General features: G+C 60.3%; 27 protein-coding genes. 13 read left to right on the forward strand and 14 right to left on the reverse strand.

All coding sequences use genetic code 11. From position 1 onward, the window contains the following. Positions 1–30 precede the first annotated feature (30 nt). Positions 31–957 (reverse strand): UTP--glucose-1-phosphate uridylyltransferase, encoded by a 927-nt coding sequence (locus I6J28_RS10375; protein WP_204609782.1) that lies wholly within the window; start codon positions 955–957, stop codon positions 31–33. Positions 958–1,024: 67 nt separating this feature from the next. On the opposite strand from I6J28_RS10375, the gene I6J28_RS10380 reads away from it, so the two are divergent. The 3 genes from I6J28_RS10380 (at position 1,025) to mscL (ending at position 2,952) form a co-directional block, all read left to right on the forward strand. Further along, the gene (locus I6J28_RS10380) at positions 1,025–1,600 is read left to right on the forward strand and encodes a 5-formyltetrahydrofolate cyclo-ligase (RefSeq protein WP_204609784.1); all 576 of its coding nucleotides are present in this window, start codon (positions 1,025–1,027) and stop codon (positions 1,598–1,600) included. A 62-nt stretch (positions 1,601–1,662) separates the two neighbouring features. Beyond that, positions 1,663–2,349, forward strand: a complete 687-nt coding sequence (locus I6J28_RS10385; protein ID WP_204611455.1) for an SAF domain-containing protein — start codon at positions 1,663–1,665, stop codon at positions 2,347–2,349. 111 nt (positions 2,350–2,460) lie between these two features. Continuing rightward, positions 2,461–2,952, forward strand: a complete 492-nt coding sequence (mscL, locus tag I6J28_RS10390; RefSeq protein ID WP_239228107.1) for a large conductance mechanosensitive channel protein MscL — start codon at positions 2,461–2,463, stop codon at positions 2,950–2,952. A 110-nt stretch (positions 2,953–3,062) separates the two neighbouring features. Here the strand turns inward: mscL and I6J28_RS10395 are convergent, their stop codons facing one another. The 7 genes from I6J28_RS10395 to I6J28_RS10425 all read right to left on the reverse strand — a co-directional run bounded on the left by I6J28_RS10395 (position 3,063) and on the right by I6J28_RS10425 (position 8,446). Then, positions 3,063–3,281 carry a hypothetical protein gene (locus I6J28_RS10395; protein WP_204609786.1) on the reverse strand — a complete coding sequence of 73 codons (219 nt, stop codon included), beginning with the start codon at positions 3,279–3,281 and terminating at the stop codon, positions 3,063–3,065. 16 nt (positions 3,282–3,297) lie between these two features. Continuing rightward, complete coding sequence (locus tag I6J28_RS10400) at positions 3,298–3,906, reverse strand: MogA/MoaB family molybdenum cofactor biosynthesis protein (protein WP_204609787.1); 609 nt, start codon at positions 3,904–3,906, stop codon at positions 3,298–3,300. Positions 3,907–3,991: 85 nt separating this feature from the next. Further along, positions 3,992–5,458: a S1C family serine protease gene (locus tag I6J28_RS10405; protein ID WP_204609789.1), complete on the reverse strand. Its 1,467-nt coding sequence runs from the start codon at positions 5,456–5,458 to the stop codon at positions 3,992–3,994. A 109-nt stretch (positions 5,459–5,567) separates the two neighbouring features. Then, on the reverse strand, positions 5,568–7,127 hold the full coding sequence (locus I6J28_RS10410; RefSeq protein ID WP_204609791.1) for a HAMP domain-containing sensor histidine kinase: 1,560 nt from the start codon (positions 7,125–7,127) through the stop codon (positions 5,568–5,570). Next, on the reverse strand, positions 7,124–7,822 hold the full coding sequence (locus tag I6J28_RS10415; protein ID WP_005323792.1) for a response regulator transcription factor: 699 nt from the start codon (positions 7,820–7,822) through the stop codon (positions 7,124–7,126). Before I6J28_RS10415 ends, I6J28_RS10410 begins: the two co-directional genes overlap by 4 nt. Before the next feature lie 165 nt (positions 7,823–7,987). After that, positions 7,988–8,161: a 50S ribosomal protein L32 gene (gene rpmF, locus I6J28_RS10420; RefSeq protein ID WP_005279913.1), complete on the reverse strand. Its 174-nt coding sequence runs from the start codon at positions 8,159–8,161 to the stop codon at positions 7,988–7,990. A gap of 15 nt (positions 8,162–8,176) precedes the next feature. Further along, positions 8,177–8,446, reverse strand: coding sequence for a type B 50S ribosomal protein L31 (locus I6J28_RS10425; RefSeq protein WP_005323793.1), 270 nt, complete (start codon positions 8,444–8,446; stop codon positions 8,177–8,179). A gap of 473 nt (positions 8,447–8,919) precedes the next feature. On the opposite strand from I6J28_RS10425, the gene rpmB reads away from it, so the two are divergent. The 6 genes from rpmB (at position 8,920) to I6J28_RS10455 (ending at position 11,742) form a co-directional block, all read left to right on the forward strand. Beyond that, positions 8,920–9,156, forward strand: coding sequence for a 50S ribosomal protein L28 (gene rpmB / locus I6J28_RS10430; RefSeq protein WP_005279911.1), 237 nt, complete (start codon positions 8,920–8,922; stop codon positions 9,154–9,156). A 2-nt stretch (positions 9,157–9,158) separates the two neighbouring features. Next, a complete protein-coding gene (gene rpmG, locus I6J28_RS10435; RefSeq protein WP_005279910.1) occupies positions 9,159–9,323 on the forward strand; it encodes a 50S ribosomal protein L33 in 165 nt (54 codons plus the stop codon). 3 nt (positions 9,324–9,326) lie between these two features. Beyond that, positions 9,327–9,632, forward strand: a complete 306-nt coding sequence (rpsN, locus tag I6J28_RS10440; protein ID WP_005279906.1) for a 30S ribosomal protein S14 — start codon at positions 9,327–9,329, stop codon at positions 9,630–9,632. Positions 9,633–9,647: 15 nt separating this feature from the next. Then, entirely contained in the window at positions 9,648–9,902 is a 255-nt protein-coding gene (rpsR, locus tag I6J28_RS10445) for a 30S ribosomal protein S18 (RefSeq protein WP_005279904.1), read from the forward strand. Positions 9,903–10,143: 241 nt separating this feature from the next. Next, positions 10,144–10,923, forward strand: coding sequence for a putative nucleotidyltransferase substrate binding domain-containing protein (locus I6J28_RS10450; protein ID WP_204609793.1), 780 nt, complete (start codon positions 10,144–10,146; stop codon positions 10,921–10,923). A 102-nt stretch (positions 10,924–11,025) separates the two neighbouring features. Continuing rightward, entirely contained in the window at positions 11,026–11,742 is a 717-nt protein-coding gene (locus I6J28_RS10455; protein ID WP_204609795.1) for a TetR/AcrR family transcriptional regulator, read from the forward strand. Between the two features lie 16 nt (positions 11,743–11,758). Here the strand turns inward: I6J28_RS10455 and I6J28_RS10460 are convergent, their stop codons facing one another. From I6J28_RS10460 to I6J28_RS10480, 5 genes are read right to left on the reverse strand one after another with little or no spacing between them, the layout of a single operon-like run. Beyond that, complete coding sequence (locus I6J28_RS10460) at positions 11,759–12,391, reverse strand: hypothetical protein (protein ID WP_204609797.1); 633 nt, start codon at positions 12,389–12,391, stop codon at positions 11,759–11,761. Positions 12,392–12,415: 24 nt separating this feature from the next. Further along, positions 12,416–13,363, reverse strand: a complete 948-nt coding sequence (locus I6J28_RS10465; protein ID WP_204609799.1) for a hypothetical protein — start codon at positions 13,361–13,363, stop codon at positions 12,416–12,418. Between the two features lie 15 nt (positions 13,364–13,378). Next, complete coding sequence (purH, locus tag I6J28_RS10470; protein ID WP_204609801.1) at positions 13,379–14,911, reverse strand: bifunctional phosphoribosylaminoimidazolecarboxamide formyltransferase/IMP cyclohydrolase; 1,533 nt, start codon at positions 14,909–14,911, stop codon at positions 13,379–13,381. Positions 14,912–14,938: 27 nt separating this feature from the next. Further along, positions 14,939–15,547: a phosphoribosylglycinamide formyltransferase gene (gene purN, locus I6J28_RS10475; protein ID WP_204611456.1), complete on the reverse strand. Its 609-nt coding sequence runs from the start codon at positions 15,545–15,547 to the stop codon at positions 14,939–14,941. Between the two features lie 22 nt (positions 15,548–15,569). Beyond that, positions 15,570–17,168 carry a cell division protein PerM gene (locus tag I6J28_RS10480; RefSeq protein WP_239454596.1) on the reverse strand — a complete coding sequence of 533 codons (1,599 nt, stop codon included), beginning with the start codon at positions 17,166–17,168 and terminating at the stop codon, positions 15,570–15,572. Positions 17,169–17,664: 496 nt separating this feature from the next. Between I6J28_RS10480 and I6J28_RS10485 the strand changes: the two genes are divergently transcribed. Together I6J28_RS10485 and I6J28_RS10490 are read left to right on the forward strand one after the other, a co-directional pair. Next, positions 17,665–18,414: a M23 family metallopeptidase gene (locus tag I6J28_RS10485; protein WP_204609803.1), complete on the forward strand. Its 750-nt coding sequence runs from the start codon at positions 17,665–17,667 to the stop codon at positions 18,412–18,414. A gap of 652 nt (positions 18,415–19,066) precedes the next feature. Then, positions 19,067–19,825, forward strand: a complete 759-nt coding sequence (locus I6J28_RS10490) for a M23 family metallopeptidase (protein WP_204609805.1) — start codon at positions 19,067–19,069, stop codon at positions 19,823–19,825. Here the strand turns inward: I6J28_RS10490 and pcrA are convergent. Continuing rightward, the gene (gene pcrA / locus I6J28_RS10495) at positions 19,822–22,347 is read right to left on the reverse strand and encodes a DNA helicase PcrA (RefSeq protein WP_204609807.1); all 2,526 of its coding nucleotides are present in this window, start codon (positions 22,345–22,347) and stop codon (positions 19,822–19,824) included. The genes I6J28_RS10490 and pcrA overlap by 4 nt on opposite strands. A gap of 97 nt (positions 22,348–22,444) precedes the next feature. Between pcrA and I6J28_RS10500 the strand changes: the two genes are divergently transcribed. Together I6J28_RS10500 and I6J28_RS10505 are read left to right on the forward strand one after the other, a co-directional pair. Then, a complete protein-coding gene (locus I6J28_RS10500; protein ID WP_204609809.1) occupies positions 22,445–22,768 on the forward strand; it encodes a chorismate mutase in 324 nt (107 codons plus the stop codon). 47 nt (positions 22,769–22,815) lie between these two features. Then, positions 22,816–24,162 carry a Na+/H+ antiporter family protein gene (locus I6J28_RS10505; protein WP_204609811.1) on the forward strand — a complete coding sequence of 449 codons (1,347 nt, stop codon included), beginning with the start codon at positions 22,816–22,818 and terminating at the stop codon, positions 24,160–24,162. The last annotated feature ends 16 nt before the right edge of the window (positions 24,163–24,178 follow it).

Below are 24,178 nucleotides of genomic sequence, written 5' to 3' on the forward strand. Positions count from 1 at the left end.
CTTCCACGTCCTTGGCCACTGGGAAAATCCCTAGGCTAGGCCGTGCTCGTCCTCATACTCGGCCATGATTTTCTTAATCGCTTTATACAGCGTGGGACCATACTTTTCATCGCGCAGGCCAAAGTCCACGTTGGCGGGGATATAGCCGCCGGGATTGCCCAAATCATGGCGCTTTCCTTGGTGAACTACCACGTGGACGGGCTCGCCTTCCTCAATGAGGAGCTCGATGGCGTCAGTAAGCTGCAGCTCGCCGCCCTTGCCCGGCTTAATGCGGCGCAGGGCATCAAAGATCTTGCGATCCAAAAGGTAGCGGCCGGTGGCCACGAGGTTAGAAGGGGCTTCCTCTACTGCCGGCTTTTCCACCATGCCCACGACCTTCTTCACGCCAGGGGCATCGGTATCTTCCACGTCGAAGACGCCGTAGTTGTAGGTCTGCTCGCGCGGGACCTCGAAGGCGCACAGCACGCTGCCGCCCAATGCCGCGCGCACGCGCGCCATATCCGCCATGACGGTGGCGGGCAAGACAATGTCATCAGGGAGCATGACGGCGAAGGAGTCCTCGTCTTCCCCAAGCACCTCTTCAGCAAGGCCCACCGCATGGCCCAAGCCCAGCGGCTTTTCCTGCTCCACCGCGACGGGGTGAATGATCTGGTTGGCGCGCTTGACCTTGGCCACCTGCTCGTCCTTGCCGCGGGATTCAAGGGTCTCTACCAGCTCGGGGAAAGCCTCGAAATGGCGCATGACTTCTTGTTTATCGGGCGCGGTAATCACCGCAAGGCGGCGCGCGCCGACAGAGGCCGCCTCCTCTGCGATGAGTTCGATGCCGGGAGTATCAACAACGGGCAGCAGTTCCTTTGGAACCGTCTTGGTGGCGGGCAAAAATCGGGTGCCCATACCTGCCGCTGGAACTACAACCGTGGTGATTCCGCGGGCGGAATCTTCGCGTTCTATAGCCATGCACAATAGCGTACAACGCCACATTATTTTCCCGTGCACCGCTACGCCGCGGGGTTATGATTTATTCATGACCTCTTCCATCACCGCCAAAAACGAGCTGCGCGCCCGCTTGGTCCAAGCCCGCCGCGAACTTTCCTCCGAGGACCACGATGCTTTTACCGCCGCCGTGCGCAAGCATCTCGAATCCGAGCTAACCGAGTCCATGACGGTGGCCGCCTACTGGCCTTTGGGCTCTGAGCCCGGTGGTGCGGACTTTGTGCCGTGGCTCAAGGAGCATGTCTCCCGCGTCCTCCTGCCGATTTCCGGTGAGAATGGCACGTTGACCTTTGCCGAATACCGCGGCAAGGAAGCCATGCACACTAGCCCATTGGGTTTGAATGAGCCTCAGGGCCCAAGCTTTGATAGCAGCGTGCTGGCCGAGTGCGATCTGGTGCTCGCCCCCGCCATGGCGGTAGATGCCAAGGGCAACCGCATGGGCAAGGGCGGTGGCTACTATGACCGCGCGCTAGAGCCGCTTCCCCACGGCAAGCCGCCGGTTTTCGCCATGGTCTACCCTTCCGAATTCCTAGACGAGCTGCCTACCGAGGACCATGACCGCAAGGTTGATGCCGTCGTCACCGCAGAGGGCATCACACGCTTCTAGTTTTAGGGTGCGGGAACCATGCGCGGTTTCGGGCAGTCTAAAAAAGTATGTCCACTTCGCGTATGCCCCGCCTCATTTCCACCCTTCGCACTCCTGGCCACCGCCGCGGCGTTGTAGTGCGCCGCGCCATTGCGGTGGCCCTTCTTATTGCCGCGCTGGCTTCGGCCTTATCTGCGGCCAAGGAGCTGCCGCGCGTTCCCGTCTTTAGCCGCGATCTGCCTGCGGGCGCGGAGCTGGCGCTTGCCGACGTCGACTTGGCCCGCCTTCCTGCCTCCTCCATCCCCGATTCCGCAGTAGCGGCAAAGCCAGAAGAACTCACCGGCCGCGTTATTACCGCCGCAGCCGGCAAGGGTGAGGTGGTCACCGATGCGCGCCTTCTAGGAGAAGACCTCGTCTCCAGCTTGGTCGGTGGCTCCGACGCCGCGGCTGCGCGGATGATCCCGGTGAAGCTCGCCGAGCCAGACATCATCCCCCACCTGCACCATGGCGATACCGTGGACGTGGTAACCGCCGTCGACGCCGCATCCGCCCCAGCCGCAGAGGGGTCGGCTCCCGCAACGCCCACCGCGCGCGTTATCGCCACCGGCGGGCGCGTGGTGTCGACCTCCAGCGCCGAAGGCGAGGCCTCTTCCTCTACTGTTTTGCTCGCGCTGCCCCATGACCACGCCAATGATGTAGCCGCTGCGTCGCTAAGCCAGCCACTCACTGTAGTTATCGTGGGTGACCGCGCTCACCCACAGCAACGCTAGACCCTTTCAGCCACAACAGTTGTGGTTGGTTAACAGCTGCACTAAAGTTTCGCGGTGTCCATGGTTTATACCAACCCTTAGTTATTCCCAGAAAGGTTCGTGCATATCACCATGCTCAAGGGTTTTAAAGACTTCATTATGCGCGGCAACGTCATCGAACTTGCCACCGCAGTCATCATCGGCTCCGCCTTCACCGCGATCGTCACCGCCGTTACTGACTCCATCATCCAGCCGATCATCAATTCCCTTGGCTCTGCTGAGGTGGACGGCCTAGGCTTCCAGATCACCGACAACAAGAACACGTTTGTTGACTTCGGCGCAGTAATCACTGCAGCGATTAACTTCCTCATCATCGCCGCGGTGGTTTACTTCCTCATCGTCATGCCACTCAATAAGCTCACCGAGGCCGCTAAGCGCCGCCACGGTGTAGACCCTGAGGCCCCTGCCCCAACCTCCGAGGAATTGCTCGCGGAAATCCGCGACCTGCTCGAGGCCCAGAATGTCTCCGATAAGGACATCCCGGGTACCGGCATTGACGGTTCCGCCCGCGGCGCTGCCGACGCCGATCACGGTTCTACCGGCGGCGGTCGCCACCAGGCCTAGGTTCCTACCCTGCATATACAGCACAGAGCCCGCGGTTTCACTTCCTCGGAAGCGAAACCGCAGGCTTTTAGGTACCTCTGTGGCTGCAGACCTGCATCCTGCTTTAGGCGCTAGCCGCCGTAGTGTGGGGGCTGATTCTCTCGGTAGAACTGTTCATCGCGCTGGCCGGACTCCCCCTCTGTCGCCGCCGAATCCGCGTCATCAACGGTAACGATTCTCTCCTCATCGGCACCATCGGCAGCGTGTGCGCCGGGCTTATCAGCACTACGGTCATAATCGACAGCAGCAGATTGGCGGAATACTCGCCGGCGATTTCTCCGCGACGTCATAGAAAATACCCTGCGTTTACTGGACGCTAGACTGCTGCAGCTGGTCAATGAGGTGGTGCACCAGAGGCGCCAAGGTAGCCATGCCATCGCGGACGGCAGCGCGCGACGAGGCAAGGTTGACCACGACGGTAGAGCCCGAAACGCCCGATAGGCCGCGGGACGTGCAGGCATCCACCGCGCCACAAGCTTGGCCAGAAGAACGCAGCGCCTGGGCCACACCCGGAACCATCTTATCGATCACGGAGCGGGTAGCCTCCGGAGTCTTATCGCGCGGGCCCACGCCGGTGCCGCCGACGGTGAGGACCAAATCCACGCCACCGACCACAGCGGTCTCAATGGCCTGGCGGATCTTGGATTTCTTGGAACGCACCACGATGGCGCCATCAACGCGGAAATTAGCCTCCGCGAGCAGCTCGCTTACCAGCTGCGAAGTGCTATCGGATTGCTCACCGGGATGATCGGTGACAATAACGATGAGCCCGCGGCGCGGGGCAGCAAGGCTATCCTCCTGCTCGCTTGCTAACAAGAAGGCATCATCGGGTTCGGCTAGATCCATCAAGGAATCGCGCTTATTCGCGCCGTCGGGCTGCGCGGAGTCGGTCACATCGTGCTGCGAATCTGGCATTTTTCTCCTTAAGTTAAGGCAATACGGCCTTGTGGCGGGGTGAGGTACGGCGCATTCAGCACCTAATGAGGTCTTGCACAGTAATTTACTCGCCTGAGAGGGTTACCTCTACCTGACGGGTTTCTTCCGAGTCTTCGCGGGTAACCTCCAAGGTCACCGTCGCACCAAAGTCTTGCGATCGCGCCGCCGCAATAAGCGCATCGGCGTTTTCAATCAGGCGATCGTTGACGCGGGTGACAATGTCGCCATCCTTTAAGCCCGCCTTATCTGCCGGGCCGCCCGACTCTACCTCGGCGATGCGGGCACCATTGCCGTCGTCGCGCGCTAGCACCTTCACGCCAAGGGTCGGGTGAGAAACTTTGCCGTCATTGATGAGCTCATCTGCCATTCGCTTGGCAAAGTTGGATGGAATGGCAAAGCCCAAGCCAATGGAGCCGCCCTCGCCGGAGGAACTATTAGACAGCGAAGCAATCATGGAGTTCATGCCCACGATATTGCCGTCTCGATCCACCAACGGACCGCCCGAGTTGCCAGGGTTTACTGCGGCATCGGTCTGAATGGCGTCAATCAATGAAGATTCGCCGCCTTCCTGGGAAGCGCGAACGGGACGGTTCTTTGCCGATACGATACCGGAGGTCACGGTCGCGTTTAGCCCCAAAGGAGAGCCCACGGCCACTACCTCTTGGCCCACAGCAACGGAATCGGAGTCACCGAATTGCAAGAAGGGCAGGTCTTTGACGTCCTTGATTTTCACGATGGCCACGTCCGTATTCGCATCCGAGGCCACCACCTCAGCATCATGCTTACTGCCGTCATTCATGGTCACCTGCATCATGCCACCGTGCTCAGCACCGGCAACCACGTGGTGGTTGGTCAAAACATAGCCGTCTGGGGAGATGACAGAACCAGAGCCTTCAGCGCCACCAGTACGAGTCATCGTCTGGATAGAAACCACCGAGGGCAAAACCTTGGAGGCAACTTCTTCAACGGAACCCTGCTCCGGTTCCTTACCGGTGCTATTGTTCGCCGGCTCAGCCTTAAGGGCTTCATTGACCACGGAGGTATCGTTATTGCCTCCCCCGGAACTCATGCCGACCACAGCGCCGGCGATCGAGCCTGCGGCGATGGCAGCGACGGCCGCCAGAGCGGTGGTGGCGCCCAAGCCAATTTTCTTCTTTTGCTCCGGCTGCGGAGGCAGCGGGGTGACCATCGGGCCTTCCTGTCCCTGACCGCTAAAGTTTTGGGCCTGTGGGGCATTCGGATAGGGCCCCAGCGAACCTAGCGTTCGCTGGTCATTGCCTTCAGCACCGCCGCGCGGTTGATTCCAGCCTTGCGAATAGGAGCCGGTCTCTTGTGCCTGCGCGCCAGCGTCGCTGTGAAGACCAAATCCGTCACTGTAGGGGCCAGCGTTGCCAGCCACGGCATCTTGCTGGTTGGTTTCTCCAAAGTTCGGACCACCCTGAACCGGATCGGCCCTACCCGGGCCTTCCTGGGACGCTCCCTCCGGGGAGTTCCCATCAAAGCCTCGGTAATCGTCATTCCTCATGTTCATGAGAAAACTATGCCTCACTTCGCTTGGTCAAGACTGATACTGATCTGCCAACCTACTAGGAATTCCTGAAAGGTTGCTGTATTACCTCACCAGTATAAACGCTTGTACGCTAGCTCTGATTAAACCAGCGCTGCGCAAAGATTTCACCGCGGTCGATCGAGTCTTCCTTACCACCCGGCAGCCCCTCTTGCGGCTCTGCCAAACCGTCCACGAAAATCTCCCCCGTCACAGGCTTGCCCGGCAAGATGATTTCCATGCGGGTACCACCATCATTAGACTCGCGGATCTTGATGGTGCCATCGTGACGTTCAATCACCGATTTCACAATGGCCAAGCCCAAGCCCGAGCCCGGCATGGAGCGCGCTTCTGCCGAACGATAGAAGCGCTCAAAGACCTTCTCCCTTTCCTCCGGTGCAATGCCAGGCCCGGAGTCATCAAAGCGCAGGCGCACCTCGTGGGTGGATAGCTGCTCCATAGACACGCGCACCGTGCCAGTAGCCGGCGACCACTTAGCCGCATTATCCATAAGATTAAGCGTGGCACGGCCCAATGCGAAGGGGTCGCCGTCCAGCTCCCACGGGATAAAGCGCACCAAGAACTCCACATCGGGACGGCGGCGGCGCGCACGCTCCAGCGAAGCCATCATGACTTCACACAGGTCCACCGGCTCCGGTTCGCGCTCATTGCCGTCCTCACGCGCCAAATCAACGAGGTCTCCAATCAAGGTGGAGAGCTCATTCATCTGGGACATGACGTCATCTTCGAGGTCCCTGCGGTCTTCATCGCTCATACCAAAGCCACCACCGGCCCGATTGAGCATCATCAAAAGCTCAATATTGGTACGCATAGAGGTCAGCGGGGTTTTCAGCTCGTGCCCGGCATCGGCTACGAACTGAGACTGCTGCGAACGGGATTCCTGCAGCGCCTCCAGCATCTGGTTAAAGGAGGTGGTCAACTGCGCCATCTCGTCGTTATTAGAGACCTCAATAGGGCGCAGGTCGTTGGTCTGCGTCACGTAATCCACCGCTCGCTTCAGCCGGGCGATGGGTTGCATACCGGTTTTGGACACGATGAGGCCTGCAAAAATGGCGAGCACGATGCCAAGGGCAACGATAATCAGTAGCACCGTGCCCAAGATGGCGATGAGCTCTTGCGTAGGAGCGAGAGACTGAGCGACGACCACGGTAGAACCAAGATCATGACGCTTGGCCAGCACTCGCTCGCCGCCCACGGTACGCACGGAAGTTTCCGTGTAATCCTCCGTCCGATGGAAGTCCCCGCCCACAGGAATGGTGTCGCCGTAGGAAAAGCTCATGGAGGGCGGTGATAGGGCTACGCGGGTGCCAGGGTTATAGGACTTAAAGTCCTCGATCTCCTGGTCCACGTTATCCATGAACCGTGGATCCTGGCTTTGCCGCAACAAGACATCGGCCTTGGCCTCCAGGCGGTCGTCGACGGAGGCAGTAAGGGACAGAGAAACTACCCAATACGTTGCCAACGTCATCAAGGCAACGGCTACGGCCACCACAAGGCCCGTAACAGTAGCAAGGCGCCACCGCAGTGGCGCCCGTGAAGCCCAACTCCCCTGAGGCTCAGAGAACTCGGTAAGAGGGGTGGACTGTACTTTCCCGGAAGCCACCGCAGGGGAAGCGGGCTTCCTTAAAATCACGGATTAGACTCCCTCAAGACATACCCCACGCCACGGACGGTGTGGATGAGGCGAGCATCGCCCTCGCCCTCCGTCTTCTTACGCAGGTAGCCGATATAGACCTCGAGAGCATTGCCGGAGGTAGGGAAATCGTAGCCCCAGACTTCTTCCAGGATCTTGCTGCGAGAGAGAACCTTGCGGGGATTTTCCATCAGCAGTTGCAGCAGCGCGAACTCGGTACGCGTCAAGGAAATGGCCCGGCCACCGCGGCTGACTTCGCGGGTATCGGCATCAAGTTCAAGGTCCTCGAAGCTCAGCTTGCTTTCCACTGGGGCTTCAGCTGCGATGGAATCTGCGGAGGCGCGGCGCACCAAGGAGCGCACGCGGGCCAAGAGCTCCTCCAATGCGAACGGCTTCGGCAGGTAGTCATCTGCGCCGGCATCAAGGCCAGCCACTCGGTCCGAAACACCATCGCGCGCAGTCAGAACGAGGATCGGACGGTCCCAGCCCTCACTGCGCAGGGTGCGGCACACCTCAAGGCCATCCATGTTGGGCATCATGACGTCCAAAATAAGCAATTCGGGATTCTCAGCGCGCACCGTCTCCACGGCCTCCAAGCCGTCGTTAGCGGTCAGCACTTCGTAGCCGTTAAAGCGTAAGGAACGGCGTAGCGATTCGCGGACGGCTTGTTCATCATCCACCACAAGGATTTTCATAGTCCTAATTATTACTTATGGCAGTCAACTTCATGAAGTTAAGGGAAATATTTACCCCCACAGTCCCCCAAATACGGTTAAAACATGCTTATAGGACGCTTCTAAAGCTAAAAATCCCCGCCCAGCCCTCTAATCGAGAGCGGACGGGGAGATTAAAGAGCGAGCTTAGAACTGCTCTACGTCAACCAGACCCAGCTTGGCAGCCTTAACCAGGCGGCGCGGGATGCGGACGGTCTGGCCGTCGATGGTGACTTCCTGGAGGGCTACGTTGTCAGCCTTCCACTGGGAACGGCGTGCGTGGGTATTCGCACGGGACTTCTTAAACTTAGGAGTTGCCATTTTCTACTCTCCTCCTTACGCGTTCTTCTTCTTGCGGCGTGCCATGCCACCGAAGCGCTGGTTGAAGCGCTCGACGCGGCCGGCGGTATCCATAACGCGCTGTGCACCAGTCCAGAACGGGTGGGACTCAGCGGTAACGTCAACGACGATCAGTGGGTACTCGTTGCCGTCTTCCCACTCAACGGTGCGGTCGGAGGAAGCGGTGGACTTGGTCAAAAAGGAGTGACCGGTACCAGCATCACGGAAGACTACCGGGTGGTAATCCGGGTGAATATCTTTCTTCATATATATTCCCTCAGGGTTGGACTACGGGTCGGTTCCACGCCCCTAGCGTGGATCGTGCCCGAGTTGGGACGTACAAATTTCACTCTGTTAACCGCGCGCCGCGTGGCACGGGTCAACAACCTGAATTATTCTACAGTCAACTGACCCATATACGAAATCCCCGACCAACAGCGACCACTCATTTCACTCACGTTTCTTGCGCCACGCTAAGCGTCGCCCCACAGGCAAACACCACCCCAGCACGGCAAATGGCCCACTTGCCGCAGCAAGGCAGCGATTAGGTAATTCGCGTCCGAGGCTGTAAGATTTTCCCTTGCTGTTGTCAAAATATACGTTTTACGCCCCGTCTACTGGTGTTTGACGATGGCGCCGCACCCGCTCACACCTCACTTTTGAGCACTGCCACCCTCACACGGCAGTCGGCGCTTCATTGTCTATAGCCATGATGTGGGCGGCTAGGAGAAAGAAGACCCATGTCGGCTATTTGCCAGGTAACGGGCCGCAAGCCGGAATTCGGCAAGCAGGTCTCGCACTCGCACCGCCGCACTTCGCGCCGTTGGAACCCCAACGTGCAGCGTCGTCGCTACTACCTGCCCTCTGAGGGCCGTACCATCACCCTGAATGTTTCCACCAAGGGCATGAAGATCATCGACCGCGATGGCATCGAGTCCGTTGTGGCTAAGATTCGCGCACGTGGGGAGAAGATTTAAGTATGGCACGTAACGATATCCGCCCAATCATCAAGCTTAAGTCCACTGCGGGCACCGGTTACACCTACGTGACCCGTAAGAACAAGCGCAACAACCCGGATCGCATCACCTTGAAGAAGTTCGATCCGATTGCCCGCAAGCACGTCGAATTCCGCGAGGAGCGATAATCAATGGCTAAGAAGTCCAAGATCGCTAAGAACGAGCAGCGCAAGGAAATCGTCGCCCGCTACGCGGAGCGTCGCGCTGAGCTCAAGAAGATCATCAAGAACCCGAACACCCCGGATGAGGAGCGTCTAGAGGCTCAGTTCGAGCTGAACCGCCAGCCTCGTGACGCTTCCCCAGCCCGCGTACGTAACCGTGACGCTGCCGATGGCCGCCCACGCGGTTACCTCCGCAAGTTCGGCCTGTCCCGTGTCCGTATGCGCGGCATGGCTCACCGTGGTGAGCTGCCGGGCGTTCGTAAGTCCAGCTGGTAAAGGGGTAATTGCACAATGGCTAATAAGCGCAATAACCAAAAGAAGTTCCGTATGGAGCAGAGCCGTCGCCCAAAGAAGAACCCTTTGAAGGCTGAGGGCATCGAGAAGGTGGACTACAAGGACACCAAGACTCTGCGTCTGTTCATCTCGGATCGTCACAAGATCCGTTCCCGTCGCGTCACCGGTCTGACCCCGCAGCAGCAGCGTCAGGTTGCTACCGCAGTCAAGAACGCACGCGAAATGGCTCTCCTGCCGTTCACCACCCGCTAAACAGTAGCTGGGTATCAACAGCGCACTTTTGCCGCTGGCAAGTGTGACACGGTAAAAGAACCATAAGCTTTCGCCGCCTCCCTCCTCGAGGGCAGGCGGCGAAAGTCGTTTTAGCCCTCCCATCCCTTCCACTCGACCCACATGCCCGGATCACAGAACCGAAGTGTTAGATTGAAAGCATTCGTGCACCCCGCAGCCGGCGGGGAGGCATCGGCCCCGCACTAGTGAAAGGCAGTGAGCAATGGCCCTGCACCAATCCCTACTCGATCTTTCCGAGCTCGCCCCGCACTGCCAGTCCCGCGCTACGGCCCGCGGACTGCTCGAAGAGGCCCAAGATATTTTGCGCAATGCGGTCGCCCACCAGGACAATGAGATTGAATTGGCCCACTGGTATTCCCGGCTGATTACGGATATTGTTCGCTCTCCTGGGGTCAACTCCCCGGTCCGCCTTACCGGCGCTGCCTCCCGCGGCGACCAGCTGCCGTCCATGCCTGTGGAGTGGATGGGCCAGGATGACGACCTCCAAGAGGTCTTCGCCGATGTCGGTCTCCAAGCTCACGGAGCCGCCGATTCCATCGCCGCGCGCGTCGACGCCGGCCTGCCCCTTGGAAACGGCGGGGAACAAGCGCTACTGGAAGAAGCCTTGGGCCAGCGCCCTCCTGCCCTCAAGATGGTCGATGGCCTGCCGGACCGCGATGCCGCGGTGGATATCAAGGCCACACTGCTCTCCCCCATTGCAGCTATCGCGCGCTGGGCGGCACCGGGGCCGCGCCCGACGGTGGATCGGCTGGCGATTGGCGTGGAACGCGATCTCCTCAGCGCCGCAGACGCAGAGTCGTTGGACCTAGCGTGGCGCACCGGTTATGCGTTAGAGTTGCGCCGTTGGTACGAGGGCGTTAGCGATCGCCCGGCCACGCTGCGCGATCTTCCGCCGCTGGACCGCACCGCTTATGGTTCTGCGTGCCGCATTGTCTCGGCGGCGTTTGAGTCTATTTCCCGGCGGGCAGAAGAATATAAATAGTCTCTACGGTGCGGATTCGGAAGCAGTACCTAGTCGGGCATAAGATTGTACAGTTGGTTATTAAAAGTGAATTCTCTTTTGTGAAAGGAGTCGTCCCACCGCATGGCAGGCAATGTCGGTAGGCCGCGCAAACACAGTCCGCGGCGCAGGGGCAATAGCGCCCGTGAGGAGATTTTGGACGCCTCCTCCGAGCTTTTCACTACTCAGGGTTTTGCTACCACGTCCACGCACCAGATTGCAGACGCGGTAGGCATCCGTCAGGCGTCGCTGTACTATCACTTTCCGTCCAAGACGGAAATCTTCCTGACGCTGCTCAATTCCACCATCGAGCCTTCCTTGGAGTTGGCCGATGAGTTGGCGGGCACCGACGCGGCCCCGGCACAGCGCCTGTGGTCTTTGGTCGCCGCAGAGTCGCGTCTGCTGCTCACCAGTGGCTGGAACGTGGGTCGCTTGTATCAGCTGCCGGTGGCTAATTCTTCAGAGTTCTCCGAGTACCACGAGTCGCGCGACCGCCTGCAGAATCATTTCCGCTCCACCGCCGCAGCCATTGTGGGCGAGGATGACCCCCGCGTGGAGCTGCCCTTCCACATCGCGCTGTCTGTTATTGAAATGCGCCCCAATAACGGCACCCCGCCGTTCGACGCTTCCCAGTCGGTTCCGGAGACTGCTGCCATGCTTGCCGACGCCGCCTTGGCCGTCCTCGGCGCCTCCGTCCCCGACAATGCCGAGGAAACTACTTTGGAGTTGCTGAAGAATCGCAACGACTCCATCTCTGCGGCCGCCGCCGCAGCGGCCGACCGCAAGAAGAAGTCGCGCTAGCCCCTCGTTTTCCGCGTTAGCGCTGCCACGACTCCGTGAATTCGCCCGTGGCGGCCAATCCGCCGCCCTCGCGCACGCTTACGCCACTCGGCGTCACCACAATGATCGACGGATCCGCATTGACGTAGTAGTTATTGCCGTCTTGGGTAACGTCACCCGATTCAAACTGGCCATCAAACATCGACGAGCGATAGAACTTGTAGCCACCTCCGGTCTCGCAAATGATAACCCTGCCGTCGGGACCAGAACCGGCAAACAGGGCGCGTTCAAACCGGTTGCAACTTGCGTAGCCACCATCGAGCCATCCGTGCCCATTGAAATCAGAAATATAGTTTCCTTCACCAGACTTCTGACCCCCACCGGTGGAAGACGGGGCCTCCTGCTTTTCCGTCTGCGTGACCGTGACTACCGGCGGTTCCTCCGGGGCTTCCTCTTCCTTGGTTACGGTCTCTTGCGCGGGCGTGGATTCCTCGGCGTTCTCCTCTTCTTTGTCGGAGTTATTGACCGTGGTCATTCCGCTGCCCTTACCTTTGAAGCTCGGGGCGGATTCGTCCGAGGAGTCGCTGCAACCGCTCAGCGCGAGGCTGGCGGCCACGAGCGGGAAGAAGCCTGCGGCGATAAGCGGGCGGAGGCTTAAGCGAGAAGTCATGAGTTTTCCTTTCTACTGACAGGCTTAGCAGGCAGGGCTGGGCCACTGGGTTTCGGCCTGCGCTAGGGCTTCGGCCATGGAGGTAAGCACCGTTTGGGTGGAGGCGTACTGGCCATCAGGAGACGAGGCGATTAGTGCCACGGCGACGTCGTGCCCGCCCAGCTGCACAATGCCCATCTGCCGCACGTCGTAGGCGCCGGCGGGGCTCGGGCCCCAGCCGCCCTTCATCAAGGCGCCCGGCAAGGTGCGCAGGCCGTAGGCTTGGGCGGGATCGGCGACCCCCATGGCGTCGATAATCGGCTGGGCTCCCTCAACGCAACGCACCCCGGCCATGAACTTTGCTTGGTTGCCCACGCTCCACATGGTTTGGCCAAAGGCCGTAAATTCCGGCCGGGTGACCTGGGATTGAACCTGGGTGGCGGTATCGCCCGCCTCCGCGATGACGCTTTGCGCGGCCTGCGCGCCAGCGGTCCCCTCCCCTAGCCCCGCCCACGCGGCCTTGGCGGCCTCGTTATCGGAGTAGGTGATTGCAGAGGACACTAGCTGGCTATCGGCCGCACCCGTGCGATTCGCTGCAATGAGCACGGGCACCTTGGAGGTTGACCACGCGGCCTCGGGAGCGGTGCGCCCCGCTTCAATGGTGGTCGTGCCATCGGATACGGCGATGCCCACATCGCCGTGTTCGGCCACGATGCGGTCAAGCACGGCTTGGACGTCACTGGAAGGGGCCGCGGCCGATGGCTCCGAGGAAGAGGCGGGCGCAGACGAGGCGGCCGGCGCTGCGGATGAGGCCGCGGGCGCTGCGGACGTGCTCTCTTTTCCGTAGAGGGGATCGGCCGTGCCGCGGGCCTCGGTATTGACAAAGGTAGGGGAATTATTCGCCGCGTCCTCGTCGCCGCAGGCGCTTAGGGTGAGCGCGCAGGCGATAAGGGCGGCTGCCGGGTCCCAGGCCCGGCGGATAGGGAGTGTCATGGCATTTAGCTTAGGCTAGTGCGCGAAGTGGCGGGTACCGGTCAGGTACAAAGTAACGCCGGCTTCCTTCGCTGCCGCGATGACTTCTTCGTCGCGGATGGATCCGCCGGGCTGGACCACGGCCTTAACGCCGGCGTCGAGAAGCACCTGCAAACCATCGGCGAACGGGAAGAAGGCGTCAGAAGCGGCGAAGGAGCCCTCGGTGCGGTTGGCACCATCGGCCAAGGTGTTGGCGCGCTCGACGGCCAGCTTGGCGGAGTCAACGCGGTTAACCTGTCCCATGCCCACGCCCACGGTGGCATTGTCCTTGGCCAGCAAGATGGCATTGGACTTCACCGCGCGCACGGCGCGCCAGGCGAACTCGAGCTCAGCCAAGTCGGACTCGTTGAGGGCCTCGCCCGCAGCCAGGGTCCAGTTGGCCGGGTTATCGCCCTCGGCCTGGTAGGTGTCTGGCTCCTGGGTGAGAACGCCGCCGGAGATGTACTTGCGCTCCTCGTGCTGGTCTTCGTGCTCTGCCTGCAGCACGCGCAGGTTCTTCTTGGCCTTAAGCACCTCGATGGCACCATCCTCATAGGAAGGCGCGACGATGACCTCGGTAAAGATCTCCTTTACCTGCTCGGCCATCTCTACGGTGACCTCGCGGTTGACGGCAATCACGCCGCCAAAAGCGGACATTGGGTCGCACGCGTGGGCGGCGCGGTGGGCGGCGGCGATGGACTCCTCGGACACGGCAATGCCGCATGGGTTGGTGTGCTTGATAATCGCAACGCAGGGGCGCTCGTGGTCCCACGCGGCGCGCCACGCGGCATCCGCATCCTGGTAGTTGTTGTAGCTCATCTCCTTGCCATTGAACTGGGTAGCGTTGGCAAGGCCCTTGGAACCGATGCGGGTGACGGTCGCCGCCTGGTGAGAGTTCTCGCCGTAGCGCAGCGGGGTGGTTTGGCCCTCCTCGCTGAGCTGATCTACGAACCAGGCGGAGACGGCCGCATCATAATCCGCGGTGTGCAGGAAGGCGTCGCGCGCCAAGCCGCGGCGCTGCTCCAAGGTAAAGCCACCGTTGTTGACGGCCTCCACGGCTTCACCGTAGCGGGAAGGATCTACCACAACGGCGACAGACGGGTGGTTCTTGGCGGCTGCGCGCACCATGGATGGGCCGCCGATATCAATCTGTTCCACACAGCCATCAAAGTCCGCGCCCGAAGCCACGGTCTCGCGGAAGGGATACAGGTTGACCACGACGAGCTGGAAAGGCTCTACCTCGAGCTCGGAGAGCTGGTTGAGGTGATCTTCCTTGCGGGTATCGGCCAGGATGCCGGCGTGCACGCGCGGGTGCAGCGTCTTAACGCGGCCTTCCAAGCACTCCGGGAAGCCGGTGAGCTTTTCTACCGGAGTGACCTCGATGCCTAGGTCCGCGATCTTCTTCGCGGTGGAGCCGGTGGAGACGATTTCCACGCCTGCCTTATCAAGGGCGCGGGCTAGATCCTCCAGCCCGGTCTTGTCGTACACGCTGATAAGGGCGCGCTTTACCTGCTTGCGGTCTTCGCTCATGAGGAGGATTAAGCCTTTCGAAAAGTCTTAGTCTGCGAGTTGAATAGATAGTTTCTCGTCGTGGACGTTAGCTGCACGCAGCACCTCCACGATGAGGTCGCGCTCTACTTGTTTAATACGCTCGTGGAGGGTGGACTCGTCATCGTCCGCATTGATGGCAACGGGGCGCTGCGCGATGATGGAGCCGGTATCCACGCCCGCGTCCACAAAGTGGACGGTAGAGCCAGTGATCTTCACGCCGTAATCTAGGGCGTCGCGCACCGCGTGCGCTCCCTTGAAGGCAGGCAGTAGAGCCGGGTGGGTATTGATGGTGCGGCCTTCGAAGCGGTCCAGGAATTCCTGGCCCAGGATCTTCATAAAGCCCGCAGAAACAACAACGTCTGGCTGCGCAGCATCTACTGCGTCAACCAGACGTTGATTCCATTCGGCGCGATCCGCCCCCAGCGCCACGACCTCGGTATCAATCCCGTGGTCCTGTGCGCGCGAAATACCGTGGCATTCCTTATCCGCCACCACCTTCACTACCTGGTAGTGCCCGGCTTGGGCATCCACGATGGCTTGTAGCAAGGAACCCGTTCCAGAAACGAGCACCACCACTCGGAGGCGTTCAGGGTCAGCGGTATAGCGCGGAGGCATCGGTGAAGTCACGCGCTATAGCCTAGCCCCTCTCCCCCTCCTCGGGGGAATCTGCGCTCGAGGAGTCCTGCTCGCTCTCCCCCATTTGGTCCTTGAGCTGTTGGCTCAGCGGCTTGGCGACGCCCCTTTCATCGCCCTCCTTAGCCTCTTCCGGCCGCTCCGCTACTTCGTCGGCTGGAGTGTCCTCTTCTTTCTGCTCTTCTTCCGGTTCCTCCGCGGCCGCGTCAGGTGCGGAATCCTGGGACTCGTCCTCAACTACCTCGGCGTCAACGATTTCCGGATCGGTGATGGGCTCGCGCTCCGAGTCGGTGGCAGCTTCGTCAGTTTCGGCGGCGGCTGCATCGGGTGCCTCGGTAGTGACATCATCGGCAGGATCAGCAACTGGTGCCGTGCGGGCCGCGCGCCACGCCACGAAGGCGAAGCCAGCAGCAACGGCGCAGCCAACGACGGCCATCCACAGGGCGGTGAGGCCTGCGGCAGTCCACAGCTGCGGGCCGGTCGCGCCGTAGTAGCCAAGGTCACCGCTGACGAGGTAGCAGGCAACCAGCATGATTACTGCGGAAGCCACCGTAGCTACTAGTACGTCCTGAAAGCTCGGGCGCTTCTTGTACAACGAGTAAATTGCGGCGCCGAGGGGGACGATCAATAGCGCCACCGCCCAGCTGGGCGAGGATGCTGGAATGCCGCCGGTAATCGGCAGCGGCGGCAGCGGCACGAGGTGGGCGCTAAAGAGGCTCACCGAGCCTTCGCCTACGGAAAACTCCGAGCCCACCAATACCGCCGCGGTGCTCACGATGGCATTGGGAATGTAGAGCACGCTCAGCAGCACGAGTCCGGCAATGCCTAAGCCGGAGATCGTAGGATAGTCATTCATCATCTCGCCCTGGCGGGAGACATTGGCAAGGAATACCACCGCGAAGACTGCGGCTGCGCCAATGGCCAGGTATGCGAGATAGCGAAGGGCGATCTGGGTGGCGTCGACAAGCGGGCGCGGCACTCCGTAACGCTTGGCCAACGCCCGCCACAAGCGCCACCCCATGCCGGCCGCCATGGCGGCCAGATGCAGAACAATAACGCGCAGCAACGCCTCCGCCAGATTAGGCGGAGAAACGTCATAGACCTTGCCCGCATCCCACAGCATCAGCCACGCGATGATGGTAAATACCACCGGCACGCCAAGCACGCAGGCCAAAAGAGTAAGCAAGTCCTTGACGCTAACCTTGTGTTTTACCGCGCTGCGCACCCGAACCGCCACCACCGCGGCAAGGATAAGCGCTGGCAAGGCCGGCAAGAAGGAAATATGCACATCAGCCGCAGAGACCGGGGCGAGGTTAAAGACCATCCAGGTCTCCGCCACGATGGTGTACCACCACGCCATGGGAGAGCCGGTGAGCATGAGACCGCCAAGCGCGATGGCCATAATGATAAGGACAATAACCACATTGGGCACTGCCGCCGTAATGAGCATGCGGCGAATGCGCCCGGCTTTGGTCAACGGCGCGGGGGTACGGCGCGCCTTGGCCTTGGAGCCGGCCTTGCGAGCGACGCGCTGCGCCGATCCAGAGGGTTGGCGTGAGCCACTGGGATGAGGCGCGCGTGGGGTGCGCTGCGCGCGCACCATACGGCCCCGCGCCTGGCTACGCGGGCGGGGCGTTGACCGAGATTGGGGGCTGGTGTTTTTGTTCATCGGCGTCCACTTTGCCACCTTCCGGAAGTGAAATCGGGGTGGCGCGACGAGGCGCTCGCAAAATCACCGGCGGCAACCCCTGTACCTGGGCTACACAAATATATAAGGAGTTTAAAATCTACCCTGGTTTCACACCCTTAACTCTGGCTGTAATACTATTGAAGGCAAAGGCCGCTAGTTTTGCATGACGCACGCGGAGATCGCGTGGGATCTTTATCGCACTAAAATTATTCTGGGGCCACATGTTGCCTGCTCGTGGACAATTTCCCCGAGAGGGGCCTGAAAGTTTCTTAATTTGGGTTGCTGTTATCTTTTCGAGACGCTACTGTTACATCTCGTTGGTAACAAGAAGGTCACAATCTCGTAACTAACTCGGCGGGGACGTAACACCCGTTCTGCGCAGATTGTGAAAATGACGAAAGAAGACCTAATGCGAAGCAAAGTTCAGCGTGGCGCCGGCCGCCATCGCAAGATTGTCACCTCGCAGACCGCGAAGGGCCGCATTGCCGTAATGACGGTTGCGGCAGGTGCAGTTTCCACCGCCGGCGTTGGTGGCGCAGCCGCCGCAAACATCCAGTCCGATGACGCAGCCACCACCAAGACGCAGTCCGTTGACTTCGAGCTCGCCTCTGACTCCACCCAAGTTGAGGATGCCGCTGCGAATCCTGTTGATACCACCCCGCAGATCCTCAACGTTGCCGAGGCAAAGCCAGTTGCCGATCTAACCGATCAGCTCAATAAGGCCATCCAGGCTTCTGAAGAGCGCGCCGCTGCCGACGAAGCGGCTCGCGCACCGTCCGTAGCTCGCCCGGCCGAGGGCGCATTCACATCCCCATTCGCTATGCGCTGGGGCACCTTCCACAAGGGCATCGACATCGCCAACTCTCCCGGCACCCCAATCCTTGCCGTCATGGACGGCACCGTCATCGACTCCGGCCCAGCTTCCGGCTTTGGCCAGTGGATCCGCATCATGCACGATGACGGCACCATGACCGTCTACGGCCACATGCAGACCCTTGACGTTGCCGTGGGCGAGCACGTCCACGCCGGCCAGAAGATCGCTGGCATGGGCTCGATGGGCTTTTCCACCGGCTCCCACCTCCACTTCGAAGTTCACCCGAACGGTGGCGAGGCAATCGATCCGCAACCTTGGCTGGCTGAGCGCGGCATCGATATCTAAAGAGCCGCACACCGACTACCTTCTTGTTGAGCGCTGCAGAGAACTTCTCTGCAGCGCTTTGTCATGCCCACAGATACTCTCCCGTCACCTAGTGCACTCGCCCGGAAGATAGGATTGCATCAACTGCGCTCCAGACCGCCCCAAGGGCGCACTACACCGCGCTTGGCGCCGCCTGAGTACTCCGCTGCCACTAGCGAACACAGCACCAGCTAGACCCTCACCACGACCCCATAAAGGCGCCAGAAGCACATTCAGGCAAGTCCAGTGCGCAGACTTGTCGCAGGTGAGTGGATATTTTTAGCTTGCAGCCGCCGATACCGCACGAGACGGCAGCCCCAAGCCTTGGGCGCCACCCCCAAGGTCCACCCCCAGACCCTAAACCAGTACTTTACAGACGCCACTCCAATCACATTGGTAACACGCGCAACAAGCTGGCATGTTCGAATAATTTCGAATTATTTCCACCTCTACCAGCGTTTTTTAAGATTGCGCGGGCCGTTCGGGCGGGCTAACTTTTAACTCGTTGCCACAAGCGATTTCGGACGCAAGCATTTCAGCTTTCGGCGTGTCGCGGTTGGCAGTTGCAAGACGCCGCCCTCACTAGGGCACAAGCGTCCCGAGACCATGCACAGCCATGAAAAGGACTTAAGATATGAAGCGCATGAACCGCGCACGCAAGAACGTGGCGCTGAGCATCGTTACACTCGGCACCGTACTTGCTACCGGCACCACCGCTTTTGCTGCAGAGCCAGTGGCTAGCGTGGACGTATCGGACGGCTCCTCCGAGCCCACCGCTACCAATGTAGATAACGCCGGAGTGGTCGACGCCCTTGTTGGCCTAGCCACCACCTCGGTTGGCCTGCTCAACGGCGAGGCTACCCCGCAGGTAGATGGAAACGAATCCGGCGGAGTAAATATCGTCTTGGATCCTGGTTCTGTACCGGGATTGAAGGAAGCATTCGCTCCACAGGGAAATCACTCCGGACTCACCACGAAGCGCGGCAAGGACTCCGCGGGCAATACCGTGGTCTTTCCTACCTCCGGCACACTTACTTCTGGCTTTGGCCAGCGTTGGGGCACGATGCACAACGGAATCGACGTAGCTAACCCGGTGGGCACCCCGATTCACGCGGTTATGGACGGCACCGTCATCAACTCCGGCCCAGCGCAGGGCTTTGGCAACTGGATCCGCATCCAGCACGATGACGGAACCATCTCCGTCTACGGCCACATGCCGGCAGACCAGCTCAAGGTAAATGTGGGCGAGCGCGTGACCGCGGGGCAGGAAATCGCCGGCATTGGCAACGAGGGCCACTCCACTGGCCCGCACCTCCACTTTGAGATTCACCCAGGCGGAGGCGCCCCCGTTGACCCAGTTTCCTGGTTCAACGAGCGCGGCATTTCGGTCTAAAGCTTTTCCATCGGCACTCCGCCGATGAGCATCAGCCGGACCTTACCGGAAGAACCAAAGTCCACGGTGACCGTGGCGCGCTTGCCGGAGCCGGACGTCTCAATGACAGTTCCGAGCCCGTATTTAGCGTGATTGACACGGTCACCCACGGCTAGGTTGAGGTTATTGTTCTTAGGCATCGAGGTCGCCGCCGGCTTGCTGGTGCGCTGCGATGGGGAAGACGCAGCGCGCCCTGCACCGCGCGCCCCAGACCTGGAACCACCACTGCCCCACCCGGACCAATCGCGGCCGTAGGAGCGACCATATTGGTAGTCGTCCTCGCCCCACGCTCCGGTCAGGGAGCTATCGGAGTCTTCGCGCCGCCAGTTGATGAGGTCTTCTGGGACCTCGCCGAGGAAGCGGCTGGCGGGATTAGTCACCGGATTGCCCCACGCCGAGCGCAAAATGGCGCGGGTAAGATACAACTGCTCGCGAGCGCGGGTAATACCTACATAGGCGAGGCGGCGTTCCTCGCTTAATTCCTTCGGGTCACCCAGTGAGCGCATATGCGGGAATTGGCCATCCTCCCAGCCGGTCAAAAAGACCACGGGGAACTCAAGACCCTTTGCGGTGTGCAAAGTCATCATGGTGACCACACCAGTCTCGGAATCAGGGATCTGGTCAGCATCAGCCACCAGCGATACCTTTTCCAGGAATGCCTGCAGCGAACCGGGCGCGGCTTCGCCCTCCTCTACTAGCTCGGAGGGGTCCACTGCATCCGCACCGGAGGCGGCAAGCTGGTTGGCCGCCTCCGAGGTGAATTCGCGAGCCACCGATACCAACTCGTTCAAGTTATCTAGGCGGGCACCGTCCTGCGGGTCATTCGAATTTTCCAATTCCGCCTTGTATCCCGTGGCATCCAAAATGGCGGAAAGCAGCTCGCCCAAATCCGGTTGGCCGGTAACCTCATCGCGCATGGACGGGATCTGATTGCGGATACCCTCCATCATGTCGTTGAATTTGGTTACTGCGTTAATGGCCCGGGTGCCAAGGCCAGGGACGTCGCCCCGAGGGACATCGGCAAGCGCCTTGCCAAAGCTAATGCCGTGGTTTTCCGCATGGAGGGCAATATGCCCCTGCGCCTTGTCACCAATGGCACGCTTGGGCACGTTGATGATGCGGCGCAGACTTACCGTATCGTCCGGGTTATCCAAGATGCGCAGGTAGGCCACCATGTCGCGGATTTCGCGCCGCTCATAAAAGCGCGTGCCACCCACCACCTTGTACGGAATTCCGGAGCGAATGAAGATATCTTCCAGCGCACGGGAGGCGTTGTTGGTGCGGTACATGACCGCGATATCGGAATAGCTGCGGCCCCTATCCGCCAAGGAGTCGATTTCAGAGGCGATGAAGCGCGCCTCGTCGTGCTCATTATCGGCAACGTAGCCTACGATCTGCTCGCCCTCACCGTGGGCGGTCCACAGGTTCTTCTCGCGGCGGTTCTCATTCTTGGCAATAACAGCATTGGCCGCGTTGAGAATGGTCTGCGTGGAGCGGTAGTTCTGCTCCAGCAAGATGGTGTGCGCCTGCGGGTAGTCGCGCTCGAATTCCTGAATATTGCGGATGGTGGCCCCGCGGAAGGCATAAATGGACTGATCGGAATCGCCCACGACGCATAGCTCCGGCGCATCCGGACCGAGCTCTCCCCTGCCCACGAGCGCAGCAACCAGCGCGTACTGGGCGTGGTTGGTGTCCTGGTACTCGTCGATAAGCACGTGCTTGAAGCGCCGGCGATAAAAATCCACCACCTGCTGGTGCTGGGTGAAAATCCGCACCACCTCACCGATGAGATCATCAAAGTCCACGGCATTGGCCGCGCGCAGGCGGCGCTGGTATTCGGCATAGACCTGGGCCACGGTGGTTTCAAATGGGTTCTTGGTCTGCTGCGCCTTTTCCAGTGCGGATTCGGGACCGATGAGCTCATTTTTGTGATTAGAAATCTGATTAGCCAGCACGCGCGGGGTGTACTTCTTCAGATCCAGCTGCATGTCCTTAGCAATCATGGACAATAGCCGGCGGGCATCATCGCCATCATAAATAGTGAAATTGGTATTAAGACCTGGCACCAGCTGCGCATTTTGGCGCAGGATGCGCACGCAGATGGAGTGGAAGGTAGATACCCACATGCGCTCTGCCACGGGGCCTACCAGCCCACCCACGCGCTCCTTCATTTCCGCGGCGGCCTTATTAGTAAAGGTAATGGCGAGGATCTCCCACGGATTTACCCCGCGATGGCGCATGAGATAGGCAATGCGGCGGGTAAGCACGGCGGTCTTGCCGGAACCAGCGCCGGCCACGATGAGCAGCGGGCTGCCCGAGTGGGTAACGGCCTCAAGCTGCTGTGGGTTGAGGCCCTCGGTCAAGGCATCGGGGGATTCGGATTGCGGGCTTGCTGCGCGCGGTGCGCCGAAGCTGCCAAAGGGGCTTGGTGTGGGTGCGCCGCCGGTGGACGGGGAAGGGCTAAAAGGAGAGTTTTCGTTCATAGTGCCTTCCAACCTACTAGCCGCACCGGACACGCCCCGTATCCGCCGTGCGAGCTGCTATTTCCTTTTGCGCGGGCGGGTGGCACAATATGGTCTTATGACCGCAGAAGATAAGAAGGACATCGTCGATAACGGCCTGGACATCCGCACGCCTTCGGGTACGGATGATCCCCTTTCTGATGCGGAGATCCAGCAATATCGCGAAGAAATCAACCGCATGGACCGCATCATCTTGGATGCTGCCAAGCGCCGCACGGAAGTCTCTCAGGCCATTGGCCGCACCCGCATGAGCTCTGGCGGCACCCGCCTGGTCCACACCCGCGAGATCGCCATTTTGAATCAGTTCCGCGATGAACTTGGGGAAGAAGGCCCCACCATCGCTTCGGCGCTGCTACGGATGGGCCGCGGCCGGCTGGGTTAGCCGTATAATTACTGGCCAGCCGATACTATGCAGTACCCTGAATTAGCATGAATGCAGTTCTCGTCGCCGTCATAGTCATGCTCGTGCTCGCCCTCCTGCGCGTGCATGTAGTGGTAGCGCTCTTCCTAGGAGCTATCGTCGGCGGGCTCTTGTCGGGCATGGGGCTTGATGCCACCATGGTCGCCTTCCAAGACGGCTTGGGCGGCGGCGCCAAGATTGCCCTAAGCTATGCCCTCTTGGGCGCTTTTGCCATGGGCGTAGCCTCGGCCGGGCTGCCACAGGTCCTGGCTAATTTCCTCATCCGCAAGCTCGGCGGCAGCGGCGAAGCAGACCCCAAAGCCGCCCTGGCCACCAAGTGGATGCTCATCCTCGGACTCATCGCTATGTCCGTGATGAGCCAGAACCTCATCCCGGTCCACATCGCCTTCATTCCGCTCATCATCCCGCCGCTACTTACAGTGATGAATAAGCTGCGCCTGGACCGCCGGCTGATTACTACCTGCCTGACCTTCGGCCTTATCACCACCTACATGTTCATTCCGGTGGGCTTTGGCTCCATCTACTTAAACGACATCCTGCTCTTTAATATCCAGCAGGCGGGGCTTGATACCTCCGATATCAATATCATGCAGGTTATGGGCGTACCAGCGCTCGGCATGCTCGCCGGCCTACTCATCGCCATCTTCATTAGCTACCGCAAACCGCGCGACTATGAAAACCTGCCCATCGCAGCTGAGGAGCACCAAGAGGCCCCCTCTGCCTATAAGGTGTGGGTTTCCGTCGTGGCCATCATTGCCACCTTTGCGGTGCAGATTGTCATGCAGGCGCTCGACTTCGAATCCGATGGCCTCATGGTCGGCGCGCTGACCGGCCTGGGAATTTTGCTGCTTACCGGCGCGGTGGATTGGAAGCACGCGGACGATGTCTTTACCAATGGCATGAAGATGATGGCTCTTATCGGATTCATCATGATCACCGCCCAGGGTTTTGCCTCGGTTATGACGGCCACCGATGAGGTAGGCCCGCTGGTGGATGCCACCGCCAACCTCTTTGGCACCAATAAGGTCCTCTCCGCCGGCGCGATGCTGGTGGTAGGCCTCGTGGTCACCATGGGCATCGGCTCGTCCTTTTCCACCCTGCCCATCATTTCCGTTATCTATGTGCCGCTGTGCATGTCGTTGGGCTTTAGCCCCGCGGCCACCGTGGCGCTTATTGGCACGGCAGGCGCGCTTGGCGACGCCGGCTCTCCCGCCTCCGACTCCACCCTCGGCCCCACCGCGGGCCTCGGCGCGGACGGACAGCACGACCACATCCGCGACTCGGTCATTCCCACCTTCATCCACTTCAATATTCCGCTGCTTATCGCCGGCTGGGCAGGCGCGCTCATCCTCTAAAAGGCCCCGACGCGGT

The organism is Corynebacterium tuberculostearicum, from assembly GCF_016894265.1.
Lineage (GTDB): Bacteria > Actinomycetota > Actinomycetes > Mycobacteriales > Mycobacteriaceae > Corynebacterium > Corynebacterium tuberculostearicum_D.

Excerpts from the sequence above, each read along its gene's own strand:
- I6J28_RS10375 (WP_204609782.1), bottom strand. The coding sequence starts at position 957 with ATGGCTATAGAACGCGAAGATTCCGCCCGCGGAATCACCACGGTTGTA.
- I6J28_RS10380 (WP_204609784.1), top strand. The coding sequence starts at position 1,025 with ATGACCTCTTCCATCACCGCCAAAAACGAGCTGCGCGCCCGCTTGGTC.
- I6J28_RS10385 (WP_204611455.1), top strand. The coding sequence starts at position 1,663 with ATGCCCCGCCTCATTTCCACCCTTCGCACTCCTGGCCACCGCCGCGGC.
- mscL (WP_239228107.1), top strand. The coding sequence starts at position 2,461 with ATGCTCAAGGGTTTTAAAGACTTCATTATGCGCGGCAACGTCATCGAA.
- I6J28_RS10395 (WP_204609786.1), bottom strand. The coding sequence starts at position 3,281 with ATGACGTCGCGGAGAAATCGCCGGCGAGTATTCCGCCAATCTGCTGCT.
- I6J28_RS10400 (WP_204609787.1), bottom strand. The coding sequence starts at position 3,906 with ATGCCAGATTCGCAGCACGATGTGACCGACTCCGCGCAGCCCGACGGC.
- I6J28_RS10405 (WP_204609789.1), bottom strand. The coding sequence starts at position 5,458 with ATGAACATGAGGAATGACGATTACCGAGGCTTTGATGGGAACTCCCCG.
- I6J28_RS10415 (WP_005323792.1), bottom strand. The coding sequence starts at position 7,822 with ATGAAAATCCTTGTGGTGGATGATGAACAAGCCGTCCGCGAATCGCTA.
- rpmF (WP_005279913.1), bottom strand. The coding sequence starts at position 8,161 with ATGGCAACTCCTAAGTTTAAGAAGTCCCGTGCGAATACCCACGCACGC.
- I6J28_RS10425 (WP_005323793.1), bottom strand. The coding sequence starts at position 8,446 with ATGAAGAAAGATATTCACCCGGATTACCACCCGGTAGTCTTCCGTGAT.
- rpmB (WP_005279911.1), top strand. The coding sequence starts at position 8,920 with ATGTCGGCTATTTGCCAGGTAACGGGCCGCAAGCCGGAATTCGGCAAG.
- rpmG (WP_005279910.1), top strand. The coding sequence starts at position 9,159 with ATGGCACGTAACGATATCCGCCCAATCATCAAGCTTAAGTCCACTGCG.
- rpsN (WP_005279906.1), top strand. The coding sequence starts at position 9,327 with ATGGCTAAGAAGTCCAAGATCGCTAAGAACGAGCAGCGCAAGGAAATC.
- rpsR (WP_005279904.1), top strand. The coding sequence starts at position 9,648 with ATGGCTAATAAGCGCAATAACCAAAAGAAGTTCCGTATGGAGCAGAGC.
- I6J28_RS10450 (WP_204609793.1), top strand. The coding sequence starts at position 10,144 with ATGGCCCTGCACCAATCCCTACTCGATCTTTCCGAGCTCGCCCCGCAC.
- I6J28_RS10455 (WP_204609795.1), top strand. The coding sequence starts at position 11,026 with ATGGCAGGCAATGTCGGTAGGCCGCGCAAACACAGTCCGCGGCGCAGG.
- I6J28_RS10460 (WP_204609797.1), bottom strand. The coding sequence starts at position 12,391 with ATGACTTCTCGCTTAAGCCTCCGCCCGCTTATCGCCGCAGGCTTCTTC.
- I6J28_RS10465 (WP_204609799.1), bottom strand. The coding sequence starts at position 13,363 with ATGACACTCCCTATCCGCCGGGCCTGGGACCCGGCAGCCGCCCTTATC.
- purH (WP_204609801.1), bottom strand. The coding sequence starts at position 14,911 with ATGAGCGAAGACCGCAAGCAGGTAAAGCGCGCCCTTATCAGCGTGTAC.
- purN (WP_204611456.1), bottom strand. The coding sequence starts at position 15,547 with ATGCCTCCGCGCTATACCGCTGACCCTGAACGCCTCCGAGTGGTGGTG.
- I6J28_RS10480 (WP_239454596.1), bottom strand. The coding sequence starts at position 17,168 with ATGGTGCGCGCGCAGCGCACCCCACGCGCGCCTCATCCCAGTGGCTCA.
- I6J28_RS10485 (WP_204609803.1), top strand. The coding sequence starts at position 17,665 with ATGCGAAGCAAAGTTCAGCGTGGCGCCGGCCGCCATCGCAAGATTGTC.
- I6J28_RS10490 (WP_204609805.1), top strand. The coding sequence starts at position 19,067 with ATGAAGCGCATGAACCGCGCACGCAAGAACGTGGCGCTGAGCATCGTT.
- pcrA (WP_204609807.1), bottom strand. The coding sequence starts at position 22,347 with ATGAACGAAAACTCTCCTTTTAGCCCTTCCCCGTCCACCGGCGGCGCA.
- I6J28_RS10500 (WP_204609809.1), top strand. The coding sequence starts at position 22,445 with ATGACCGCAGAAGATAAGAAGGACATCGTCGATAACGGCCTGGACATC.
- I6J28_RS10505 (WP_204609811.1), top strand. The coding sequence starts at position 22,816 with ATGAATGCAGTTCTCGTCGCCGTCATAGTCATGCTCGTGCTCGCCCTC.